A 21,066-nucleotide genomic window follows, 5' to 3' on the forward strand; every position below is an offset into this window, starting at 1 on the left:
CCAGGGCCAGCCCCGGACTTGGGGTGTTTTGTTTCTGGGGGGGGGCAGGGAAATCAGGGTGGTCGTATCGGCCTCTGACAAGGGAGCCTGAGTGGTTTTGGGCGTGGCTGCTTGCTAAACTTTTCCGGCCACCACAGCAAACGTCCTCTTCATGTACACCGGTACCGGCATCTATTCCCTGGGCGAGGCAGGCCGCTTGATTGGCGTGTCTTCCGCCCAATTGAGTCGCTGGCTCTTCGGTTACAAATGCCAGAAGAGACGTGATGGCAGGGCTGTCGCTGGATATTCCGCGCCGCTGTGGGCGCCGCAGGTCACGGAAGGCGAAGCGTCCAAGACCATCGGTTTTCAGGATCTGCTCGAAGCGCGCTTCGTACATGCCTTCGTCAGCCATGGCGTGCCCTTGCTGGTCGTCCGCCGCTGCCTGGTTTCGGCCCAGCAACTCTATGGCGTCCCGTATCCCTTCACCACGCTGCGCTTCAAGACGGATGGGAAAAGCATCTTCGGCGAGGCTGTCCGCCAAAGTGTCGATGAGGACCCCCTGATCGACTTGCGTAGTCGTCAAGTCGTCTTCCGGGAAATCATCGTTCCCTCGCTCTATGCCGGCATCGAATACCAAGGCGAGCACGCCTCCAAGTGGTACCCCGTGCCGAAACGGGACCACATCGTCCTTGATCCGGCGCGTCATTTCGGCAGCCCGATCAACGAAGACACCGGCGTACCCACGGAAGCGCTCCATGCCTCATATCTGGCGGAAGGGGGAGACGAGCGTGCCGCGGCGTTGACCGCAGCCACCTACGACATCCCCTTGCGCTGGGTGAAGGCGGCTATTCGTTACGAAAGCCAGCTCGCGAAGGCCTCCCATTGAACTTCCTCCTCGACGAGAACCTGCCGCCAAACTGGTCGTCGGTCCTGGTGGAGGCTAGCCGGAGACAGTTTCCGGATGCGATGCTCGGAGAGGTTGGCCACATTCGGGACAGGTTCGGCGTGTCCGCTCAAGACACTGTGTGGCTGGACGCACTGGGTGCGGAAAAGAACTGGGCCGTTCTCTCCGGAGACGCTTTTCGAAAGCGCCAGGGCGCGGAGCGCCGCCTGATCCGCAAGCACGGCATTACGGTGTTCGTGTTGCAGCCCTCGTGGTCGAGCAGGCGTTACTGGGACAAGCTGTCCCAACTGGTCTTGTGGTGGCCCAAGATCGTGGCACAAGCCAATGCAGTCGAGGCATCGACCTTCGAGGTGCCTTGGCGATCCAGCGGCCGGTTTCGGCAGATCTAGTGTCCGTCCTGGGGCGGTCCCGGCGCATTCATGCCTGGAAACAAACCGAGCATCTTTTTTTCCAGTACGGACCGGAACCAAACCCGGCGCCTGCCGCCTAATCCACACAGACCGCGCGCCGGACCAGGTGCAACGCCCCCGGCAGTGGTCTTGACACCCATCTCGGCTTCTCCTCTTTCCCCTCCCCAATGAGATGGGTGTTTACGGGGCACCTGGACCCCCAGGTGCCCCGTTTTTTATGCGTGCCGCCCGCGCCATCGCGCGATCTTCCTGCGGGGGTGGGCTATTCTTGCAGCAGTCGTTTTGGGTGCGCGCGCATGGAAGTCGGTTTTCTCGTTTTCGGCCTGGCTGGCTTGTTGGCCCTGGTCTGCTTCATGCCGCCCCTGGCCGGCCGGCTCAAGCTGCCCTATTCGGTGCTGCTGGCCATCGTGGGATGCGCGCTGGGCTACGTCGTCCACGTGCACGACTGGGCGCCCCGGGTCGTCGCCGATTTCCTCGATACGCTCGATCTCTTCGAGATCTCCTCCGAAACCTTCCTCATGGTGTTCCTGCCGGTGCTGCTCTTCGAGACGGCGCTGGCCATGAACGTGCGCCGCCTGCTGGACGACCTCGGCCCCATCCTGATGATGGCGATCGTCGCGGTGGTGGTGTGCACCGTCGTCGTCGGTTTCACGCTGTCCACCATTTCCCAGTACGGCCTGGTGGTCTGCCTGCTGCTGGGGGCCATCGTCGCCACCACGGACCCGGTGGCGGTGGTGGGCATCTTCCGCGAGGTGGGGGCGCCCAAGCGGCTGACGACGCTGGTGGAGGGCGAGAGCCTGTTCAACGACGCCGCGTCCATCGCGCTGTATTCGGTGCTGCTGGCCGTGCTGGCGGGCGAGGGCACGCTGTCCACGGGCGCCATCGCCAAGGACTTCCTGGTGACTTTCCTGGGCGGCGGCGTGGCGGGCTTCGTCATGGGGCGGCTGGCCTGCGGCCTGTTCGCCTGGCTGCGCGGCTGGCCCACGGCCGAGATCACGCTGACGCTGACCCTGGCGTATCTCAGTTTCTTCATTTCCGAGCACTACCTGGGCGTGTCGGGGGTGGTGGCCACCGTCATCGCCGGGCTGGTGGTGGGGTCCAGCGGCCGCACGCGCATGTCGCCCACGACCTTCGAGCAGTTGTCCAGCTTCTGGGAGCAGTTCGGCTTCTGGGCCAATTCCCTCATCTTCCTGTTCGCGGCCATGCTGGTGCCGCGCCTGATGGCCGACGCCGACCTGGCCGAGATTCTCCTGGTGGTGGTGGTCTTCGGCGCGACGCTGGCGGCCCGGGCCATCGTGGTCTTCGGCTTGCTGCCGCTCCTGCAGATGCTGCGCATCGGCCAGCGGGTGGGCTACCGCTATAAGTCGGTGATGCTGTGGGGCGGCTTGCGCGGCGCCGTATCGTTGGCGCTGGCGCTGGCGGTGACCGAGCAGCATGCCGTGCCCGCGGGCGACCGGCAGTTCGTCGCGGTGGTCGTCACCGGTTTCGTGCTGGCCACGCTCTTCATCAACGGCACGACGCTGCGGCCGCTGATCGGCCTGCTGGGCCTGAACAAGCTGTCGCCCATGGAGAACACCCTGCGCAACCAGGCGCTGGTCGTGGCGCTGGAAGACCTGCAGGAGCACACCGAGCAACTTGCGAAGACCGAGCACATCGGCGCCGAGGCGCAGGCCCGGATCCGGGCGGTGTTCGACGCGAGCCTGGCCGGCGTGCACGACACGCAGGTGGCGCAACTGCCCGAGGACAGGAAGGTGGCCGTGGGCCTGGCCATGCTGGCGGCGCGCGAAGCGGAAATGTTCTTCGACATCCTCAAGGCGCAGTTGGTGGACTGGCGCATGGCCGAGGGCCTGCTGGCCCGGGCCGAGCGCCTGGGCGAGTCGGTGCGCGCCAACGGCCTGGATGGTTTCGAGGCGGCGCTGGTGCGTGACTTGCGCTATTCGCGCGGCTTCCGCCTGGCGCTGGAAATCTATGATCGTTTCGGCGTCCAGCGCTGGCTGGCCCAGTCGCTGGCGCAGCGCTTCTCCAACCTGATGAGCAAGCGCTCGGTGGGGCAGCGCCTGCTGGGCTTCGCGCGCACGCAGGTCCAGCCCTTGCTGGGCAAGGAGGCCACCGACCGCATCGTCGCCCTGCACGAGCAGCGGCTGGTGCTGATCGAGAACGCCTTGCAGGCCATGACCCTGCAATATCCGTCGTACGCAGAGTGGCTGCAGGAGGCGTACCTGGGCCGTGTGGCGCGCGAGCTGGAACGCATGCGCTACCGCGAGATGCTGGAGCAGTTCCTCATCAGCGGCGAGGTCTACGCCGACCTGATGGAGCAGTTGAAGGCGCGCTGGCGCCACATCGACAAGCATCCCCCGCTGGACATGGGCCTGGGCGCCGATGAGCTGATCAAGGCCGTGCCGCTGTTCGAGGGACTGAGCGACGAGGCGCGGCAGGCGATCGCGCGCCTGCTCAAGCCACGGCTGGTGCTGCCGGAACGGCCGGTGATCCTGCGCAACCGCCACGGCGAAATGATGTGCTTCGTGGCCTCCGGCGCGGTCAAGGTCGCGTTGCCGGACGGCACCTTCATCGAGCTGGGCAGCGGCGAGTTCTTCGGCGAGCTGGCATTGCTGTCGGGCGAGGGGGTGGCGCTGTCGGTCACCTCGCTGGGCTACAGCCGCCTGCTGATGCTGCCGGCGCGCGATTTCCACGCACTGCTCGAGCGCGATCCGTCGTTGCGTGAGCGTATCGAGGTGGTGGCGCGCCAGCGCCTGCGCGCGCTGGAGGTCTGGCGCAAGACGCAGGAGCAGGCGAAGGAAGATGCCAGGGCGTCAGCGGACCCGGAGGCTGCCGCTTAGCCGGCCTCAGCCGGCCGTGCGCAAGGCGTGGCCGGTGTCGTACCACCGCGCGCGCCGCGCCGGGCCCTCCACGCGGGCAATCAATTCCAGCGCGGCCTGCCGGCCCGCCAGGTCGCGCCGCGTGGCGACCGATGCCAGCGGCGGCGTCAGCCAGCGCGTGGCGGGCAGGTCGTGGGTGCCTATCAGCAGCAAGCGGTCCGGCACCGCGATGCCGGCTTGCCGGCAGTGCGCCAACGCGCCCCAGGCCAGCAGGTCGTGGGTGCAATACACCGCGTCGCAATCCGGCCTGGCGGCCAGCAGTTCGGCCAGCAGGGCCTGACCCAGCGCAGGGCAGGGCGCCGCGGGGTGGATGGCCTGAGGCACATCCTGGTCTTTCGTGGCGGCGGTCCACGCCGCGATGGCGCCAGCGAGACGGCCTTGCGCGCCTGCCTCGCCCAGCGCGGCCAGCACACCGATGCGGCGCCGGCCGCTGGCGTGCAAGTGCGCAACCGCGGTTTCTCCCACGGCCTGCGGCGGCGCCCCCGCGCCAGGGCGGGGGGGCTTGGCATCGGCGCCCGCCCCGCAGGCTTCCGTCCAGGGCAGGTCCAGCTTGCCGAGCAGCGCGAGCAGGTCCGCGTCGGGCGCCAGGCCCGCCAGGGCCACCGCTTCGGGCGCATGCGGCAGGAAGGCCCGCAAGGCCAGCGCCCGCGCGTCGGTTGCGGGATGGGCGGGGTCGACCCGGGCAATGGCCATCAGGTAGCCCGCCTCGTGCAGGGCGGCGCCCAGGCCGTCCAGCAAGGGCTCGCAGGCGGGGTCGCCCGCGGGCGCCAGCGTCACCACCAGGCGTGAGCGCGCCGAGGCCAGCGCGCGCGCCGCGCGGCTGGGGATGTAGTCAAGCTGGGCACAGGCCTGCGCCACCCGTTCGCGCAGCGCGGCATCCACTTTTTCCGGGGTGTTCAGCGCGCGCGACACGGTCATCGCGCTGACACGCGCCAGCCGGGCGACGTCGGCCAGGGTGACGCGGGCCGGGCGCTTCATTCAGGGCAGGCCTCCGCCTGCGCGATACAGCATGTCTTCCAGGATCACCGCCGCGGCCTCGTCGGTGAATTCGCCAGCATCCAGCATCGCCAGCGCGGTCGCCACAGGGACGTGGCGGATCTCCATGACCTCGCCGTCGCGGTTTTCAGGACGCGCATCCGCCGCCAGCACACAGGTGCTGACGAGGATGTCCTCCACCTGCATGCCTTCGCCCGCCAACTGGCGCTGGAAGCGCAGGATCGTGCGCAGGGGCGAGCGGCAGACCAGGTCGGGTGGGTCCAGGCCGGCCTCCTCGCCGCATTCGCGCAGCAGGGAGTCCTCCAGGGTTTCGCAACTGCCGGACAGGCCGCCCACCAGCGTGTCCCACAGGCCGGGGTCGGTGCTCTTGGTGAGCGCGCGGCGGGCGATCCACAGCGCGTTGTCCGGCGTCCAGGCGTTCAGGTGCACGGCGAAGGTGAGCAGGCCCAGGGGGCGGGTGGCGGCGCGTTCGATGGCGCCCAGCCGGTGGCCGTCGGCCGCGGCCACGTCCAGCAGCTCGCCGCGCCAGCCGCGCAGGCAGCCCGCGTCACGCAGGGTGTCGGCCACGCGGGCCAGCAGGGCGTTACGCGCGGCGCCTGCGGGCAGGTCGTCGCCGATGCGCAGCCCCGTGCCGTCCTCGCGTACGCCATCCAGTCCGGCCAGCGCGGCGCGGGCCGCGGGCGCGGCCATGCCGCAGCGGCGTGCGCCGATCCAGACCGGCATCGAGCCTTCGTGGGCGGGTTGGTGGACCTCGGCGGCGAGGCGCGCGTAGCGGGCTCGCAGGTCGGGCAAGGGCAGGGGAAGAATCAGCGCAGCGGGCATGGCGGCGATTGTATGCCTCGCGCCAGGACTATGCTCGCTAACCCCGATTGCCTGCACAGATAGTCTCTGCATGGCCCGAACGCTTTGTGTTGCGTCAAGGGGGTTCGCTATAATCCGGCGGTTTCGTTGTGATTTGCGCAGGCAAGCCCGGGCATCGCCTGAAGTCCGCCGCTTGCCGTCCTAATAATTAATCGCGCACAAGACGAGCGTTTCCGACAGCCTTTTTATGCTGCATGCTGGCGGAAGCGGACGGTTGGAGGCGCCGTTGTTCGAGGTCAGCATGAAGAAGTTGAGAGGGTTCCTGGGGAGCTGTGCCATGCTGGTTGGCAGCGTGGCGAGCGCCCAGGTGCAAGACATGCCTGGCGGTCCCCGAGTCAATCAGCTGAATCTGCAGGCAGGTGTCACGCAGATCTCGCAGGATATTGCGTGGCTGCACTGGATGATGTTGATCATCTGTCTGGTGATCTTCGTCGGCGTCTTCGGGGTGATGTTCTACTCCATCTGGGCGCATCGCAAGTCGCGCGGCGCCAAGCCGGCGACCTTCCACGAGCACGTGGGCGTCGAAATCGCCTGGACCGTCATACCCTTCATCATCGTCATCGCGATGGCCCTGCCGGCGACCCGCACCGTGGTCGCCATGAAGGACACCTCCAGCCCTGACCTCACCATCAAGATCACGGGCTACCAGTGGAAGTGGGGCTACGAATACATGGACGGCGAGGCCTCCGGCGTGCGCTTCCTGTCCAACCTCTCCACGCCGCCGGCGCAGATCGCCAACCTGGAACCCAAGGGCGAGTTCTACCTCATGGAGGTCGACAACCCCATGGTGGTGCCGGTGGGCAAGAAGGTGCGCCTGGTGCTGACCTCGGCCGACGTGATCCACTCGTGGATGATTCCCGCCTTCGGCGTGAAGCAGGACGCCATTCCCGGCTTCCTGCGCGACAGCTGGTTCCGCGCCGAGAAGGAAGGCGAGTTCCGTGGCCAGTGCGCGGAGCTCTGCGGCAAGGACCACGCCTTCATGCCCATCGTGGTGAAGGTGCTGTCCGAAGAGGCCTACGCCGAGTGGGCCGCGGGCGAGCAGAAGAAGCTGGCCGAACTGGCCGACGATCCCAACAAGGAATGGACCAAGGACGAGCTCATCGAGCGCGGCCAGAAGGTCTATGCCGCCAACTGCGTGGCCTGTCACCAGGCCAATGGACGCGGCCTGCCGGGCAGCTTCCCGCCGCTGGATGGCGACCCCGTGGTGCTGGGCCCCAAGGCCGCGCAGATTGGCGTGGTGGTCAAGGGCAAGCCCGGCACCGCCATGCAGGCCTTCGGCCCGCAGCTCAATGATGTCGAAATCGCGGCAGCCATCACCTATACCCGCAATGCCTGGGGCAACGCAGGCAAGGGCGAGGACCAGGTGGTACTGCCCGCGGACGTGGCCGCCGCGCGCTGAGCGCGCGAGGCCCCGCAAGAAAAGAATCCGTTCAGAGATCTAAGACACTTCGCCGGTCCGCGCCACAGGCGCAGGACCGCCGCCAAGCAGGAAGGAGTCCATCATGAGCAGCGTCACCGCAGGTCACGCTCCGGCTGTTCCGGGTCAGGGCCACGGCCACGATCACGGCGATCATCACGATCACGCCCACCATCAACCCCACGGCTGGCGCCGGTGGTTGTTCGCGACGAACCACAAGGACATCGGCACGATGTACCTGTTGTTCTCGTTCATCATGCTGCTGGAAGGCGGCACGCTGGCGCTGCTGCTGCGCACCGAGCTCTTCGAGCCGGGCCTGCAGTTCTTCCGCCCCGAGCTCTTCAACCAGTTCACCACCATGCACGGCCTCATCATGGTGTTCGGCGCCATCATGCCGGCCTTCGTGGGTTTCGCGAACTGGATGATCCCGCTGCAGATCGGCGCGTCGGACATGGCCTTCGCGCGCATGAACAACTTCAGCTTCTGGCTGCTGCCGGTGGCGGGCCTGATGCTGACGGCATCGTTCTTCGTGCCCGGCGGCGCCACCGCCGCGGGCTGGACGCTGTATGCGCCGCTGTCGATCCAGATGGGCCCGGGCATGGACCTGGCCATCTTCGCGATGCACATCATGGGCGCCTCGTCGATCATGGGCGCGATCAACATCGTCGTCACCATCCTGAACATGCGCGCGCCCGGCATGACGCTGATGAAGATGCCGCTGTTCTGCTGGACCTGGCTCATCACCGCCTACCTGCTGATCGCCGTGCTGCCGGTGCTGGCCGCCGCCATCACCATGGTGCTGACCGACCGCCATTTCGGCACGGGCTTTTTCAACGCGGCCGCCGGCGGCGACCCGGTGCTGTACCAGCACGTGTTCTGGTTCTTCGGCCACCCCGAGGTCTACATCATGATCCTGCCGGCCTTCGGGATCGTCTCGGCCATCGTGCCGGCCTTCGCCCGCAAGCGCCTCTTCGGCTATGCGTCGATGGTGTATGCCACGGCCTCCATCGCCATCCTGTCGTTCATCGTGTGGGCGCACCACATGTTCACGACCGGCATGCCGGTGACCGGCCAGCTGTACTTCATGTACGCCACCATGCTCATCTCCATTCCCACCGGGGTGAAGGTGTTCAACTGGGTGGCCACCATGTGGCGCGGCTCCATGACCTTCGAGACGCCCATGCTGTTCTCGGTGGGCTTCATCTTCGTGTTCACGCTGGGCGGCTTCACCGGCCTCATCCTGTCGGTGGCGCCCATCGACATCCAGGTGCACGACACCTATTACGTGGTGGCGCACTTCCACTACGTGCTGGTGGCGGGCTCGCTCTTCGCGCTGTTCGCCGGCACCTATTACTGGCTGCCCAAGTGGACGGGCCGCATGTATGACGAGCGCCTGGGCAAGATCCACTTCTGGTCGACGATGCTCTCGTTCAACGTCACCTTCTTCCCCATGCACTTCCTGGGCCTGGCCGGCATGCCGCGCCGTTACGCCGACTACGCGGCGCAGTTCACCGACTTCCACCAGATCGCCACCCTCGGCGCGTTCTGGTTCGGCCTGTCGCAGCTGCTGTTCCTGTACGTCGTGCTGAAGTGCTATGCCGGCCGTGGCGAGCCCGCCCCGGCCAAACCCTGGGAAGGCGCGGAAGGCCTGGAGTGGACGGTGCCGTCGCCCGCGCCCTTCCATACCTTCGAGACGCCCCCCGAAGTCAAGTGATCCCCCGGATGACTCAACCCCCTACGCAGAGCCTGACCATGAAGACGCCCGAACAACGCCGCCGCAACCGCAAGACCGGCCTGTTCCTGCTGCTCTTCGTGGTGGCCGTGTTCGGCTGGGTCATCTACAAGCAGTACATGATCGTGAATCCGTGACGGACGAGCCATGAGCGACGACCTTCGTGACGCCTCGCAGCGCAAGCTGAACTTCCTTCAGACCCTGAAGGCGGTGTTGTGGGCGCTGTTCGGCGTGCGCAAGGGCGCGGGCTATGACCAGGACGTGGCCCGGCTCAATCCGGTGCACGTGATCATCGCGGGCCTGCTGGCCGCGGCGATCTTCGTCACGGTGCTGATTTTCATCGTACGCTGGGCGGCAGGCGGCGCGGCATAGCGCCGCCGCCAGGACCCGGGCGTGGAACCCTACAACAACATCATCCAGTCAGTCCGAACACCAGGGAGAACACCATGAGTGCCAGTCACTCGGTCAACGAAGCCCCTTATTACTATGTGCCGGGTGAATCGGCGCACCCGGTGCGCACGGCGCTGGCGCTCCTGGTCATGGGCCTGGGCGCGGCGGCCTGGATCAACGGTGTCACGATGGGCAAGTGGGCCGTCATGGTCGGCTTCGCCGGCCTGATCGCGTCGCTGTGGGTCTGGTTCGCCGACGCCATCCGCGAATCGGAAGGCGGGCTGAACAGCCGCCGCGTCGACGTGTCCTACCGCTGGGGCATGAGCTGGTTCATCTTCTCCGAGGTCATGTTCTTCGCGGGCTTCTTCGGCGCGCTCTGGTACGTGCGCACGGTGACCACGCCCTGGCTCGGCGACCTGGACCACAAGCTCTTCCTGTGGCCCGACTTCGCGGCGGCCTGGCCCAATCTCGGGCCCGCGGGCATCATCGAACCCTTCCAGACCGTGGGCCCGTTCTGGCTGCCCACCATCAACACCGCGCTGCTGCTCACGTCGGGCATCACGCTGACCATCTCGCACCATGCGCTGCGCGCCAATCATCGCAGCCAGACCATCTTCTGGCTGGCCGCCACGGTGCTGCTGGGCTTCATCTTCGTGGGCGTCCAGACCTATGAATACGTGCACGCCTACCAGGACCTGAACCTGAAGTTCAACTCGGGCGCCTATGGCTCGCTGTTCTACATGCTGACGGGCTTCCACGGCTTCCACGTGCTCATGGGCGCGACGATGCTGCTGGTGATCCTGGGGCGCCTGATCAAGGGGCACTTCCGCCCGGACCATCACTTCGGATTCGAAGGCGCCGCCTGGTATTGGCACTTCGTGGACGTGGTCTGGCTGGGCCTGTACCTGTTCATCTACTGGTTCTGACGCCTGGCCTGCCGCTAGCGCAGGCCGGTGCTCTGGATCCAGCCCATCCAGTGGGCGAAGAGCACGAACAGGAAGAGCAGCACGGACAGGCCGATGCGTACGGTCAGCGCGTTGACGGTGCGGTTGCTGCGGCCCTTGTCCCGCATCAGGTAGACCAGGGCCGACGCGAGGCTGCCCAGGATGCCGATGAAAGCCAGGATGACGACGATGCGCATTGATCAGTCTCCGGTGTAGCGGAAATTATTGCAGAGATGGCAGCAAATTCCTCGCGCCGCGTGATTGCGGCGTTGATTCTCCTGGCGCTGGTGGTGGCGGCCACGGTGTCGCTGGGCCGCTGGCAACTGCGCCGCGCCGACGAGCGCCGCGCGGTGGCCGCGGCCATCGAGGCCGGGCGCGTGCAACCGCCGCTGGCCTTGTCGGCCGGCATGGCCGCCGAGCAACTGCAGCCCTGGCGTCCGGCGCGCGCAACCGGCGCCTGGCGCCATGACCTGACCGTGCTGCTGGACAACCGCAACCAGGATGGCCGTCCCGGTTTCTGGGTGGCCACGCCGCTGATGCTGGATGCCGAGCGCGGCGACGCCGTGCTGGTGTTGCGTGGCTGGCTGGCCCGTCCGCTGGGCGACACGGCGATGCCCGCGCTGCCCGCGCCCACGGGCCGACTGGCGGTGGAAGGGGAGCTTGCCACCCATGTGCCGCGTCTGTTCGAGCTCGACCGCGAGGCGGGCCGCCTGCCCGCGGGCTGGCCGCAAGGCGGGAACGCCGCGCCGCCGCGCGTGCAGAACCTGGCCTTGCCCGACCTGGCCGCCGCCACGGGCCTGCACCTGGTACCCGCCGTGCTGATGCAGACGGGCGGCGACGGCGATGGGCTGCTGCGCGAGTGGCCGCAGCCGTCCATCGACGCCGACAAGAATACGGGCTATGCCCTCCAGTGGTTCGGTTTCGCGGCGATCGCAGGCATCGCCTGGCTTGTCGTGGCCGCGGGCGCGTGGCGCCGCGGCTTGCGCTGAGCCTCATTCACCCCAGCAGGACATCAGTCATGACCCAACAGGAGTCCGCCGTGCCCGCAACAGCATCCGCCCCGAAGCCCGCGCTGCCGCGGCGCAGCCTGTTGCCGCTCTATCTGGTGCTGCTGGTCAGCATTGCGCCCGTGCTGGGCGCGGTGATGGTCTATTTCAATCCGCAATGGTGGCCGTCGGAATCCACCAACTATGGCCAACTGGTGCAGCCGCAGCGGCCGATGCCCGCCCCGTCCGAACTGACCCTGACCACGCTGGACGGCAAGCCCTTCGACCTGAACAGCCTGAAAGGCGAATGGCTGCTGATGACGGTGGACGGCGCCCAGTGCGAGGAAGCGTGCGCGCGCAAGCTCTTCATCCTGCGCAATTCGCACGCCAGCCAGGGCAAGAACGTCGAGCGCGTGACGCGCATCTGGTTCATCACCGACGACCAGCCCGTTCCTGACAAAGTGCTGGATGCCTACCGAGGGACTATCATGTTGCGCGCCCGGCCGGAACAATTGGCCGAATACCTGTCCAAGGACACTCCCCAGGCCGATGCCGGCCTGGCCGCGCCGATGTGGATTGCCGATCCGCACGGCAACCTCATCCTGCAATACCCCGCCGAGGCCGATCCGCTGCGTTTCCGCAAGGACCTGAGCAAGCTGATCTACAACTCGCGCATCGGCTGACCCGCCACGATTCATGCACTCTCTTCACGACCGTTATCGCAAGCTGGTGTTCTTCACCTGGTTTCTCACGCTGGACCTCATCATGTTCGGCGCCTTCGTGCGCCTGACCGATTCGGGCCTGGGCTGTCCGGACTGGCCCGGCTGCTACGGCAAGGTCACGCCCCTGGGGGCCGTGGGCGACATCCGCGAGGCGGTCGAGGCCATGCCGTATGGCCCCGTCACGATGTCCAAGGCCTGGATCGAGATGATCCACCGCTACGTCGGCTCGCTGCTGGGCATGCTGATCATCGCCATCACCTGGATGGCCTGGCGCTACCGCCGCGAACTGGGCCACACGCCGCGCCTGGCGGTGGTGACGCTGATCGCCGTCTGCGTGCAGGGCGCTTTCGGCGCCTGGACCGTGACGCACAAGCTGATGCCGGCCGTGGTGACCGCCCACCTGCTGGGCGGCATGGGCCTGCTGGCGCTGATGACCTGGCTGGCCGCGCGCGTGCGGCATCATCCGCCGGTGGCCGCCGCGGCCCGGCGCTGGACGCCCTGGGCGGCCGGGGGGCTCGCCTTGCTCTTCGTGCAGATCGCGCTGGGCGGGTGGGTAAGCACTAACTACGCTGCGCTGGCCTGCATGGACTTTCCCACCTGCCACGGCAGCTGGGTGCCGCCCATGGATTTCGCCGGGGGATATTCCCTGATCCGCGGCCTGGGCGAATTGCCCTCGGGCGACATGATCTCCCAGGACGCGCTGACCGCCATCCATTGGGTGCATCGCAATTTCGCCTTCCTGGTGTTCGCCTATCTGGGGGCGCTGGCCTGGCGCCTGCGGGCCGAGCCTGGCCTGGCAGGGCCCGCGCGCCTGATCCTGGCGCTGCTGCTGGCCCAGCTGCTGACCGGCCTGACGACCATCTTCTTCCAGTGGCCCCTGCTGATCGCCGTGCTGCACAACGGTGGCGCGGCGGGACTGGTGCTGGCGGGTGTAACGTTGTTGTCGCGCTGCGCGCGTGCCGGCTTGGCGCCGCCGCCCGCCCCGGGGCAAGCACGACCCGGCCAGATTTCCTAAAATACCGCCCCATGAACACCCTAGCCGCCTCGCAAACCGGGCTCCTGCGCCAATACCTCGTGCTGACCAAGCCGAGGGTGACGCAGCTTGCCGTCTTCTGCGCGGTGATCGGCATGTTCCTGGCGGTGCCGGGCCTGCCCGACCCCGCCACCGTCGCCCTGGCCACCCTGGGCATCTGGCTGCTGGCCGCCGCGGCCTTCGCCATCAATTGCCTCATCGAACAGGAAGTCGACGCCCGCATGCTGCGCACCGCGCGCCGGGCGACCGCGCGCGGCACCATCACCGCGCCGCAGGTGCTGGGCCTGTCCGGCCTGCTGGGCGGGGCCGGCATGATGGTGCTGTATCACGGCGTGAATCCGCTCACGATGTGGCTGACCTTCGCCACCTTCGTCGGCTACGCCATCATCTATACCGTCATCCTGAAGCCGCGCACGCCGCAGAACATCGTCATCGGCGGGCTGTCTGGCGCGATGCCGCCCGCGCTGGGCTGGGCTGCCGTGGCCAACGCCGTGCCGGCCGAGGCCTGGGTGCTGGTGCTGATCATCTTCATCTGGACGCCGCCGCATTTCTGGGCGCTGGCGCTGTACCGCAACCACGACTATGCCAACGCGGGCCTGCCCATGCTGCCCGTCACCCATGGCGAGAAGTTCACGCGCCTGCACATCCTGCTCTATAGCGTGGCGCTGCTGGCCACCACGCTGCTTCCCTACATCATCCGCATGAGCGGCCTGCTCTACCTGGCCGCCGCGCTGGCGCTGGGCGGGCGCTTCCTCTACATGGCATGGCGCCTGTACCAGGAATACAGCGACGCGCTGGCGCGCCAGCTGTTCCGCTACTCCATCCTGTACCTGGCGCTCCTCTTCGGCGCGCTGCTCCTCGATCACTGGCTGCAGCTGCTGTAATGGCCGCCGCAGCTTTGGCAGCCTTCATGTCCTCTCCGCATCCCTCCCGCCGCGCCGTGCTGCGCGCGGCGCTGGCGCTGGGCGCCGCGGCGGTCCTGTCGGCCTGCGGCCAGGATCGTCCCGCTTTCCAGGGCAGCGACATCACCGGCACGAACCTGGGCAAGGACCTGTCGCTGGTCGGCACCGACGGAAAGACGAAGACCCTGGCCGATTATTCCGGCAAGGTCGTCGTCGCTTTCTTCGGCTTCACGCAATGCCCCGATGTCTGCCCCACGGCGCTGGCGCAACTCGCCCAGGTCATGCAGACGCTGGGCGCGGATGCCGACCGGGTGCAGGTGCTGCTGATCACGGTGGACCCCGAGCGCGATACGCCCGCCATCATGCGCGAATACGTCAAGGCATTCGACCCGCGCTTCGAAGGGCTGACCGGCACGCTGGCGCAGGTCCGGCAGACGGCGGGCTCGTTCAAGGCCTATTTCGCGAAGTCGCCGCGTCCCGATGGCGACTATTCCATGGACCACACGGCGGCTTTCTATCTGTTCGACGCCAAGGGCCAGACGCGCGTGCTGCTGAACAACAGCGCCAGCAACGATGTGCTGGTGCACGACATCCGCGCCCTGCTCTGAGGCGTGATGCGCCGGGCCGGTGTCAGGCCGGCGGTTGTCCCGACTGAACCGATAGCCAGGCGGCGTAGGCGTCGCGCGCGTCGGGCGCCAGCGCGTCCAGGCTCAGGTCGTGCGCGCGTGCGACGATCATGCCGGCGTAGGGCACGGCCAACGCTGCCGCCTGCGGGCAGAGCTTGAGGTCTTCGCCCGTCGAGGGCGAGCGGGCGCGCCAGTAATTGATGGCGGCCTCGAGTTCGGGCAGGGAGATCGTGGACATGCCGCCATTTTCCCAGATTGGCGGCCTGGCGGCAGGCCCGGACTTGTGACGGTTTGATCGCTTGCAAACCGTCACCCACGCAATATTCCGATACCGAAAGCGGGTGCTATACCAGCAGCGACGCAACAAAGGAGGTATCGCCATGAGCTCGATCCAACCCTATCACCCCCCGGGCGGTTCGCCCGTCTCTCGCCTGCATCCGCTGGTGGCCGCGGCCGCCGTCGCCGTCATCGCCCTGTGCGTGGTCGGCATCGCCGGCTTCGCCGGCTGGCTGCCCCGCTCCCAAGCCCAGGAAGGCGCTTCCGGCGTCGCCGACGCCCAGATGCTGGCCCAGGCGCCCGCTGCGCCTGAAGCCAAGCCCGCCAAGCCGGCGCAGCCCGCCAAACCGGCAGCCAAGCCAGCCGCGACCGCGGCGGCTGATTGCGCCCGCTGCGGCACCGTGGAAAGCGTGCGCCAGATCCAGGTGCCCGTCGATAACCAGGGCAACGCCATCGTCGGCACCTTGGCGGGCGGCGTCGTGGGCGGCGTGGTCGGCAACCAGTTCGGCGGCGGCAATGGCAAGACGGCGCTGACCGTGCTGGGCGCCGTCGGGGGCGCTTTGGCCGGCCGTGAAATCGAGCGTAATATCCAAGGGCAACGAACCGTGACACGCCACGAGATGAAGGTGCGCATGAGCGACGGCGAACTTCGCACCTTCAATAGCCAGGAGCCGTTCAACCTGGCCTCGGGCGACCACGTTCGCATCAACGACAACGGCAGGGTCGTGCTGCGCTGAGCGCGGCACCGGTCCCGCTCCAGCCCGCCAGAGACAAGGCATGACGCAGACTCCCAAGAACCCCTTCGTGCTGCCCGGCGTGGGGCAGTCTCCCGAACTCGCCGGCAACCCCATCATGGCCAGCATGGAAATGATGCGGCAAGCGTGGTCCAGCCTGGCTGGCGCGGGCGGCCTGGCGCAAAGCATGCCCATCACGCCGCCGCTCAGCCTGGAAGACCTCGAGCGCCGCATCAGCGACCTGCGCACCGTGGAAAACTGGCTGCAACTGAACCTCTCGCTCCTGGGCAGCACCATCCAGGGGCTGGAGGTGCAGCGCGCCACGATCTCCACGCTGCGTGCGTTCGCCGACGGCATGTCCGCCAGCGCGCCGGGCGGAGCGGGCGAAGGCTCCCCGCTGGACGTGCTGCTGGGTATCCGGCGCCCGGCCGAGGGCAGGTCGCCCAGGCAGGCGGCCAAGCCGGCCGCGTCCCAGGCCGCTGCTGCGCCAGCGGCCCCGGCCCCGGCTGACAAGGCGCCCGAGGCCGCCGCGGCGGCAGTGCCGGGCACGGAAGGTCTTGCCGCAGCTGCCGCCGAGGCGACGCCCGCCGCGGCGAATGCCTGGTGGAACCTGCTGCAGCAGCAGTTCGACACGCTGGCCCAGGCGACGGCCGCCAGCATGCCGGGCATGGGAGCGGGCGCTGCGAAGCCCGCCGCGAAAGCCTCGGCCCAGCCCGCCGCGAAGCCGGGCGCCAAGCCGGCCAGCGCCACGGCGCCTGCCGCCAAGTCTTCCGCCGCGCCGCGCAAGCGCGCCACGAAGTCCTCCTCCAAGCCGGCCGCCAAGTCCGCGGCCAAGCGCGCGCCCCGCAAGACGGTGGCGGGCGGCTGATTCTTCTCCTCATCTACGCGCGGTGCGATTGGTCGCGCCGCGCATTCTTTTTTGTTGGAATCCCTATGCTGAATATCGTCATCCTCGCCGCTGGTCTGGGCAAGCGCATGCAATCCAATCTGCCCAAGGTGCTGCATGCGCTGGCTGGCAAGCCCATGCTGGCGCACGCGCTGGACAGCGCCCGTGCGCTGTCGCCGGCGCGCATCGTCGTCGTCGTGGGCCACGGCGCCGACCGGGTCAAGGAAGCGTTCGCCGACCAGCCCGATGTGCAGTTCGCGCTGCAGCAACCCCAACACGGCACCGGCCACGCCGTGCAGCAGGCCGTGCCGCTGCTGGTCGAAGGCGATGCCGACGACGCCACGCTGGTGCTGTATGGCGACGTGCCGCTGGTGCAGCCCGACACGCTGCAGCGCCTGCTGGCCGCGCGCGGCCAGGGCCTGGCCGTGCTGACCGAGCAGCTCGCGGACCCCACCGGCTACGGCCGCATCGTGCGCGACGCGCAAGGCCGTGTCCTGCGCATCGTCGAGCACAAGGACGCCAGCGAGTCCGAGCGCGCCATCGGCGAGGTCAACACCGGCATCGTCGCCGCGCCCACCGCCAAGCTGAAGGACTGGCTCTCGCGCATCGACAACAACAATGCCCAGGGCGAGTACTACCTGACCGACATCATCGGCCTGGCCGTGGGCGACGGCGATACCGTCAGCACCGCCCAGCCGGCCGCCGGCTGGGAAACGCTGGGCGTGAACAGCCGCGTGCAGCAGGCTGCGCTGGAGCGCACCTGGCAGCTCGAACAGGCGCGCCGGCAGCTGGAGGCCGGCGTCACGCTGGCCGACCCCGCCCGTTTCGACGTGCGCGGCACGCTGCGTTGCGGCCGTGACGTGTTCATCGACGTGGGCTGCGTATTCGAAGGCACGGTGGAGCTGGCCGATGGCGTGCACGTCGGCCCGCACAGCGTGCTGCGCGACGTGACCATCGGCGCGGGCACGCGCATCGAGGCTTACAGCCATCTGCAGCAGGCCGAGGTAGGCGGCGACGCGCGCATCGGTCCGTATGCCCGCCTGCGTCCGGGCGCCAAGCTGGGCGCGCGCAGCCATGTCGGCAACTTCGTCGAGATCAAGAACACCGTGCTGGGCGAAGACAGCAAGGCCAATCACCTGGCCTATGTGGGCGATGCCGAGGTGGGCGCGCGCGTGAACATCGGCGCGGGCACGATCACCTGCAATTACGACGGCGTGAACAAGCACCGCACCATCATCGAGGATGACGCCTTCATCGGTTCCGACACGCAACTGGTGGCGCCCGTCACCGTGCGCCGAGGCGCCACGATCGGCGCGGGCACCACGCTGACGCGCGAAGCGCCGGCCGACCGCCTGACGCTGTCGCGCGCCAAGCAGGCCACCATCGAGGGTTGGACGCGGCCCGTGAAGAAGTCTTGAGCCCGGCGGATCCCGACGCGTCTTCCCCTGCCGGGGCGGCGGCCGATGGCCTGCCCACGCCCCGGCGCCATTGGGCCGCGCTGACGCTGCTGACCGCGATGTCGCTGGCGGTGCTGGACGCCACCATCGCCAACGTCGCGCTGCCCACCATCGCGGCCGACCTGGACACGACGCCGGCGTCCGCGGTCTGGATCGTCAACGCCTACAACCTCACGGTTGTCATGCTGTTGCTGCCGCTCTCGGCGGTGGCGGAGCGCGTGGGCTTCCGGCGCATGTTCTGTATCGGGCTCACCGTGTTCCTGCTGGGTTCCCTGGCCAGCGCGCTGTCGGGGTCGCTGGCATCGCTGGTGCTGGCGCGGGTCTTCCAGGCCACGGGTTCGGCCAGCCTCATGTGCCTCTTCGGCGGACTGGTGCGCAACATCTATCCCCTGCGCATGATGGGCCGGGGCATCAGCTGGAACGCCATGACGGTCGGCATCATGACCGTGCTGGGGCCGACCATCGGCGCGGGCATCCTGTCGCTGGCCTCGTGGCAGTGGATCTTCGCCATCAATCTTCCCATCGGCTTGCTGGCCTTCCTGGGCGTGCGCATGCTGCCTGACGTGCCGGGCACCCGCAAGCCTTTCGACCTGCCCAGCGCGGTGCTTTGCATGATCATGCTGGCCTGCTTCATCCTGGGTATCGATCACCTGGCCTCCCACACGGTCCGCTCGCTGGGCCTGCTTGCCGTGGCGGCCGCGCTGGCCGTCTGGCTGGTGCGCCGTGCGCTGGCGCAGCCCGAGCCGCTGGTGCCGGTGGACCTGCTGCGCATTCCGTCGCTGGCCTACGCGGTCGCCGCCTCGGCGTTGTCCTTCGCGGCGCAGATGTCGGCGTTCGTGGCGTTTCCCTTCTACTTCCAGCAGGAGCGCGGCCTGGATGCGCTGACGACTGGCCTGCTGCTGTCGGCCTGGCCGCTGGGCGCGGCCCTCATGGCCCCGCCCGCGGGACGCCTGTCGGACCGCTATTCCGCCGCGATGCTGGCCGGCATCGGCGCGGGCACCATGGCGGTGGGGCTGGCCGTGCTGTCGGCCTTGCCGCTGGACGTGCCTCTGTCGTGGACGGCGGCGGCCATGTTCCTGGCCGGCGTGGGCTTCGGCTTCTTCCAGACGCCGAACAACCGCGCCATGCTGACCTCGGCGCCCCGCCACCGCAGCGGGGCGGCGGGTGGCCTGCAGGCCACCACCCGGGTCTTCGGCCAGAGTTTCGGCACTGCGCTGGTGGCCATCGCCTTCGGCCTGGCGGCCTTGCGCGGGCCCACGCTGGCGCTGGCCTTCAGCAGCGCCTGTGCCGTGCTGGCCGTGGCCGTCAACGGCGTCAGGCTGAAGAGGCTACGGCCATAGAAGGGGCCCCCACGCCGCGCCTTCGGCTTGCTGCCCCCGGGGGGGGCGTCTTTTGTCTGGGGGCGGCCCGGCGACAAAAGGGGCCCCCACGCTGCGCCTGCGGCTTGCTGCCCCCCGGGGGGACGCCTTTTGTCTTGGGCCGGCCCGCGCCGTCGCCCGGCAGCCACGCCTGGCCTTCTATAATTCCCCCCGGCGTCGCGACTGGCGGCGCCACGGATTCCTGTAGGGACGCGATTCATGAAGATCACCGTGATAGGCACGGGGTATGTGGGGCTGGTCACCGGCGCCTGCCTGGCCGACATGGGCAACAACGTCATGTGCCTGGACGTGGACGAGGCCAAGGTGGCCATGCTGCGCGAAGGCCGCATCCCCATCTATGAGCCGGGCCTGGAAGAGCTGGTGCAGCGCAACGTCGAGGCCAGCCGCCTGCAGTTCACCAACGACATCGAAGCCAGCGTGGCCTTCGGCGACGTGCAGTTCATCGCCGTGGGCACGCCGCCCGGCGAGGACGGATCGGCCGACCTGCAATACGTGCTGGCCGCCGCCCGCAACATCGGCCGCCACATGGCGAACCGCAAGGTCATCGTCGACAAGTCCACCGTGCCCGTGGGCACCGCCGACAATGTGCGCGCGGCAGTGGCCGAGGTGCTGGCCGAGCGCGGCGTCGAGCTGCCTTTCGGCGTGGTCTCCAATCCCGAATTCCTGAAGGAAGGCTCGGCGGTCAAGGACTTCATGGGCCCCGAGCGCATCATCGTCGGCGCCGACAGCGATGAAGACGTCGCCGTGATGCGCCGCATCTACGGCCCCTTCCAGCGCACCCACGACCGCCTGATGGTCATGGACCTGCGCTCGGCGGAACTCACCAAGTACGCCGCCAACGCCATGCTGGCCACGCGCATCTCGTTCATGAACGAGATGGCGGGCCTGGCCGAAGCGCTGGGCGCGGACATCGAACACGTGCGCCGCGGCATCGGCGCCGACTCGCGCATCGGCTACCACTTCCTGTATCCCGGCGCGGGCTACGGCGGTTCGTGCTTCCCCAAGGACGTGCAGGCGCTGATCCGCACCGCCGACGAGTTCGGCCTGCCGATGCGCGTGGTGCATGCGGTGGAAGCCACCAACGTCGAGCAGAAGCGCGCACTGGCGCGCAAGGCCATCGCGCGCTTCGGCGAGGACCTGTCGGGCCGGACCTTCGCGCTGTGGGGCTTGGCCTTCAAGCCCAACACCGACGACATGCGCGAGGCGCCCAGTCTTGAGGTCATCGATGAGCTGACCCGTCGCGGCGCGCGTGTCTGCGCCCATGACCCGGTCGCCATGCACGAGGCCGGCAAGCTGCTGGCCGGCAATGATCGTGTCACGCTGGCCGACGACATGTATGCCGCGCTGGAGGGAGCAGATGCCCTCATCATCGTGACGGAATGGAAGGTCTTCCGCGCCCCTGACTTTGAGCGCGTCAAGCGCGCGCTGAAGACGCCGGTTATCTTCGATGGACGTAACCTGTATGATCCCGCCGATCTGCGCGATTTGGGCTTTGACTATGAGGGAATCGGTCGTCGCTGAAATTTTCGATTGAAATCAGCCATTCCACCCCATAC

General features: G+C 68.0%; 22 protein-coding genes. 18 read left to right on the plus strand and 4 right to left on the minus strand.

Translation table 11 applies throughout. The features are described from left to right. The first annotated feature begins 151 nt into the window (after positions 1–151). The 3 genes from ODI_RS01490 to ODI_RS01500 all read left to right on the plus strand — a co-directional run bounded on the left by ODI_RS01490 (position 152) and on the right by ODI_RS01500 (position 4,130). Complete coding sequence (locus ODI_RS01490; protein WP_067755897.1) at positions 152–865, plus strand: hypothetical protein; 714 nt, start codon at positions 152–154, stop codon at positions 863–865. Continuing rightward, on the plus strand, positions 862–1,272 hold the full coding sequence (locus tag ODI_RS01495) for a PIN-like domain-containing protein (RefSeq protein ID WP_067755899.1): 411 nt from the start codon (positions 862–864) through the stop codon (positions 1,270–1,272). The genes ODI_RS01490 and ODI_RS01495 overlap by 4 nt, the downstream gene beginning before the upstream one ends. A gap of 317 nt (positions 1,273–1,589) precedes the next feature. Then, complete coding sequence (locus tag ODI_RS01500; protein ID WP_067755903.1) at positions 1,590–4,130, plus strand: cation:proton antiporter; 2,541 nt, start codon at positions 1,590–1,592, stop codon at positions 4,128–4,130. Between the two features lie 6 nt (positions 4,131–4,136). Here ODI_RS01500 and ODI_RS01505 read toward each other — a convergent pair whose 3' ends face one another. Both ODI_RS01505 and ODI_RS01510 read right to left on the minus strand, forming a co-directional pair. Further along, positions 4,137–5,147 carry a LacI family DNA-binding transcriptional regulator gene (locus ODI_RS01505; RefSeq protein WP_067755906.1) on the minus strand — a complete coding sequence of 337 codons (1,011 nt, stop codon included), beginning with the start codon at positions 5,145–5,147 and terminating at the stop codon, positions 4,137–4,139. Beyond that, complete coding sequence (locus ODI_RS01510) at positions 5,148–5,957, minus strand: NUDIX hydrolase (protein ID WP_408635930.1); 810 nt, start codon at positions 5,955–5,957, stop codon at positions 5,148–5,150. Positions 5,958–6,267: 310 nt separating this feature from the next. On the opposite strand from ODI_RS01510, the gene coxB reads away from it, so the two are divergent. The 5 genes from coxB to ODI_RS01530 all read left to right on the plus strand — a co-directional run bounded on the left by coxB (position 6,268) and on the right by ODI_RS01530 (position 10,491). Continuing rightward, positions 6,268–7,425, plus strand: a complete 1,158-nt coding sequence (coxB, locus tag ODI_RS01515) for a cytochrome c oxidase subunit II (protein ID WP_067756563.1) — start codon at positions 6,268–6,270, stop codon at positions 7,423–7,425. A gap of 103 nt (positions 7,426–7,528) precedes the next feature. Further along, the gene (ctaD, locus tag ODI_RS01520) at positions 7,529–9,157 is read left to right on the plus strand and encodes a cytochrome c oxidase subunit I (RefSeq protein ID WP_067755912.1); all 1,629 of its coding nucleotides are present in this window, start codon (positions 7,529–7,531) and stop codon (positions 9,155–9,157) included. A 38-nt stretch (positions 9,158–9,195) separates the two neighbouring features. Beyond that, positions 9,196–9,312 (plus strand): cytochrome oxidase small assembly protein, encoded by a 117-nt coding sequence (locus ODI_RS22470; protein WP_231968166.1) that lies wholly within the window; start codon positions 9,196–9,198, stop codon positions 9,310–9,312. 10 nt (positions 9,313–9,322) lie between these two features. Then, a complete protein-coding gene (locus ODI_RS01525; RefSeq protein WP_067755915.1) occupies positions 9,323–9,547 on the plus strand; it encodes a DUF2970 domain-containing protein in 225 nt (74 codons plus the stop codon). 74 nt (positions 9,548–9,621) lie between these two features. After that, positions 9,622–10,491 carry a cytochrome c oxidase subunit 3 gene (locus ODI_RS01530; RefSeq protein WP_067755918.1) on the plus strand — a complete coding sequence of 290 codons (870 nt, stop codon included), beginning with the start codon at positions 9,622–9,624 and terminating at the stop codon, positions 10,489–10,491. A gap of 14 nt (positions 10,492–10,505) precedes the next feature. Here the strand turns inward: ODI_RS01530 and ODI_RS01535 are convergent, their stop codons facing one another. Next, on the minus strand, positions 10,506–10,706 hold the full coding sequence (locus ODI_RS01535) for a twin transmembrane helix small protein (protein WP_067755921.1): 201 nt from the start codon (positions 10,704–10,706) through the stop codon (positions 10,506–10,508). A 36-nt stretch (positions 10,707–10,742) separates the two neighbouring features. Between ODI_RS01535 and ODI_RS01540 the strand changes: the two genes are divergently transcribed. The 5 genes from ODI_RS01540 to ODI_RS01560 are packed head-to-tail and all read left to right on the plus strand — an operon-like array spanning position 10,743 to position 14,760. Next, positions 10,743–11,498 (plus strand): SURF1 family protein, encoded by a 756-nt coding sequence (locus tag ODI_RS01540; protein ID WP_082985377.1) that lies wholly within the window; start codon positions 10,743–10,745, stop codon positions 11,496–11,498. A gap of 29 nt (positions 11,499–11,527) precedes the next feature. Beyond that, positions 11,528–12,178, plus strand: coding sequence for an SCO family protein (locus ODI_RS01545; RefSeq protein WP_098020812.1), 651 nt, complete (start codon positions 11,528–11,530; stop codon positions 12,176–12,178). Positions 12,179–12,191: 13 nt separating this feature from the next. Next, positions 12,192–13,232, plus strand: coding sequence for a COX15/CtaA family protein (locus ODI_RS01550; RefSeq protein WP_067755924.1), 1,041 nt, complete (start codon positions 12,192–12,194; stop codon positions 13,230–13,232). A gap of 11 nt (positions 13,233–13,243) precedes the next feature. Then, complete coding sequence (gene cyoE, locus ODI_RS01555; RefSeq protein WP_067755927.1) at positions 13,244–14,134, plus strand: heme o synthase; 891 nt, start codon at positions 13,244–13,246, stop codon at positions 14,132–14,134. A gap of 26 nt (positions 14,135–14,160) precedes the next feature. Beyond that, positions 14,161–14,760 carry an SCO family protein gene (locus tag ODI_RS01560; RefSeq protein WP_067756569.1) on the plus strand — a complete coding sequence of 200 codons (600 nt, stop codon included), beginning with the start codon at positions 14,161–14,163 and terminating at the stop codon, positions 14,758–14,760. 22 nt (positions 14,761–14,782) lie between these two features. Here ODI_RS01560 and ODI_RS01565 read toward each other — a convergent pair whose 3' ends face one another. Then, positions 14,783–15,016, minus strand: coding sequence for a DUF3717 domain-containing protein (locus tag ODI_RS01565; protein WP_067755929.1), 234 nt, complete (start codon positions 15,014–15,016; stop codon positions 14,783–14,785). A gap of 142 nt (positions 15,017–15,158) precedes the next feature. Here ODI_RS01565 and ODI_RS01570 point away from each other — a divergent pair, with 142 nt between their 5' ends. The 5 genes from ODI_RS01570 to ODI_RS01590 all read left to right on the plus strand — a co-directional run bounded on the left by ODI_RS01570 (position 15,159) and on the right by ODI_RS01590 (position 21,031). Further along, positions 15,159–15,791 (plus strand): glycine zipper 2TM domain-containing protein, encoded by a 633-nt coding sequence (locus ODI_RS01570; RefSeq protein WP_067755932.1) that lies wholly within the window; start codon positions 15,159–15,161, stop codon positions 15,789–15,791. Between the two features lie 40 nt (positions 15,792–15,831). Then, positions 15,832–16,656 (plus strand): PhaM family polyhydroxyalkanoate granule multifunctional regulatory protein, encoded by an 825-nt coding sequence (locus ODI_RS01575; protein WP_067755935.1) that lies wholly within the window; start codon positions 15,832–15,834, stop codon positions 16,654–16,656. A 65-nt stretch (positions 16,657–16,721) separates the two neighbouring features. Then, the gene (glmU, locus tag ODI_RS01580; protein WP_067755939.1) at positions 16,722–18,092 is read left to right on the plus strand and encodes a bifunctional UDP-N-acetylglucosamine diphosphorylase/glucosamine-1-phosphate N-acetyltransferase GlmU; all 1,371 of its coding nucleotides are present in this window, start codon (positions 16,722–16,724) and stop codon (positions 18,090–18,092) included. Further along, entirely contained in the window at positions 18,089–19,471 is a 1,383-nt protein-coding gene (locus tag ODI_RS01585) for an MFS transporter (protein ID WP_067755942.1), read from the plus strand. The genes glmU and ODI_RS01585 overlap by 4 nt, the downstream gene beginning before the upstream one ends. Positions 19,472–19,708: 237 nt before the next feature. Continuing rightward, on the plus strand, positions 19,709–21,031 hold the full coding sequence (locus ODI_RS01590; RefSeq protein WP_067755945.1) for a UDP-glucose dehydrogenase family protein: 1,323 nt from the start codon (positions 19,709–19,711) through the stop codon (positions 21,029–21,031). The last annotated feature ends 35 nt before the right edge of the window (positions 21,032–21,066 follow it).

This window comes from Orrella dioscoreae, from assembly GCF_900089455.2.
GTDB lineage: Bacteria > Pseudomonadota > Gammaproteobacteria > Burkholderiales > Burkholderiaceae_B > Orrella > Orrella dioscoreae.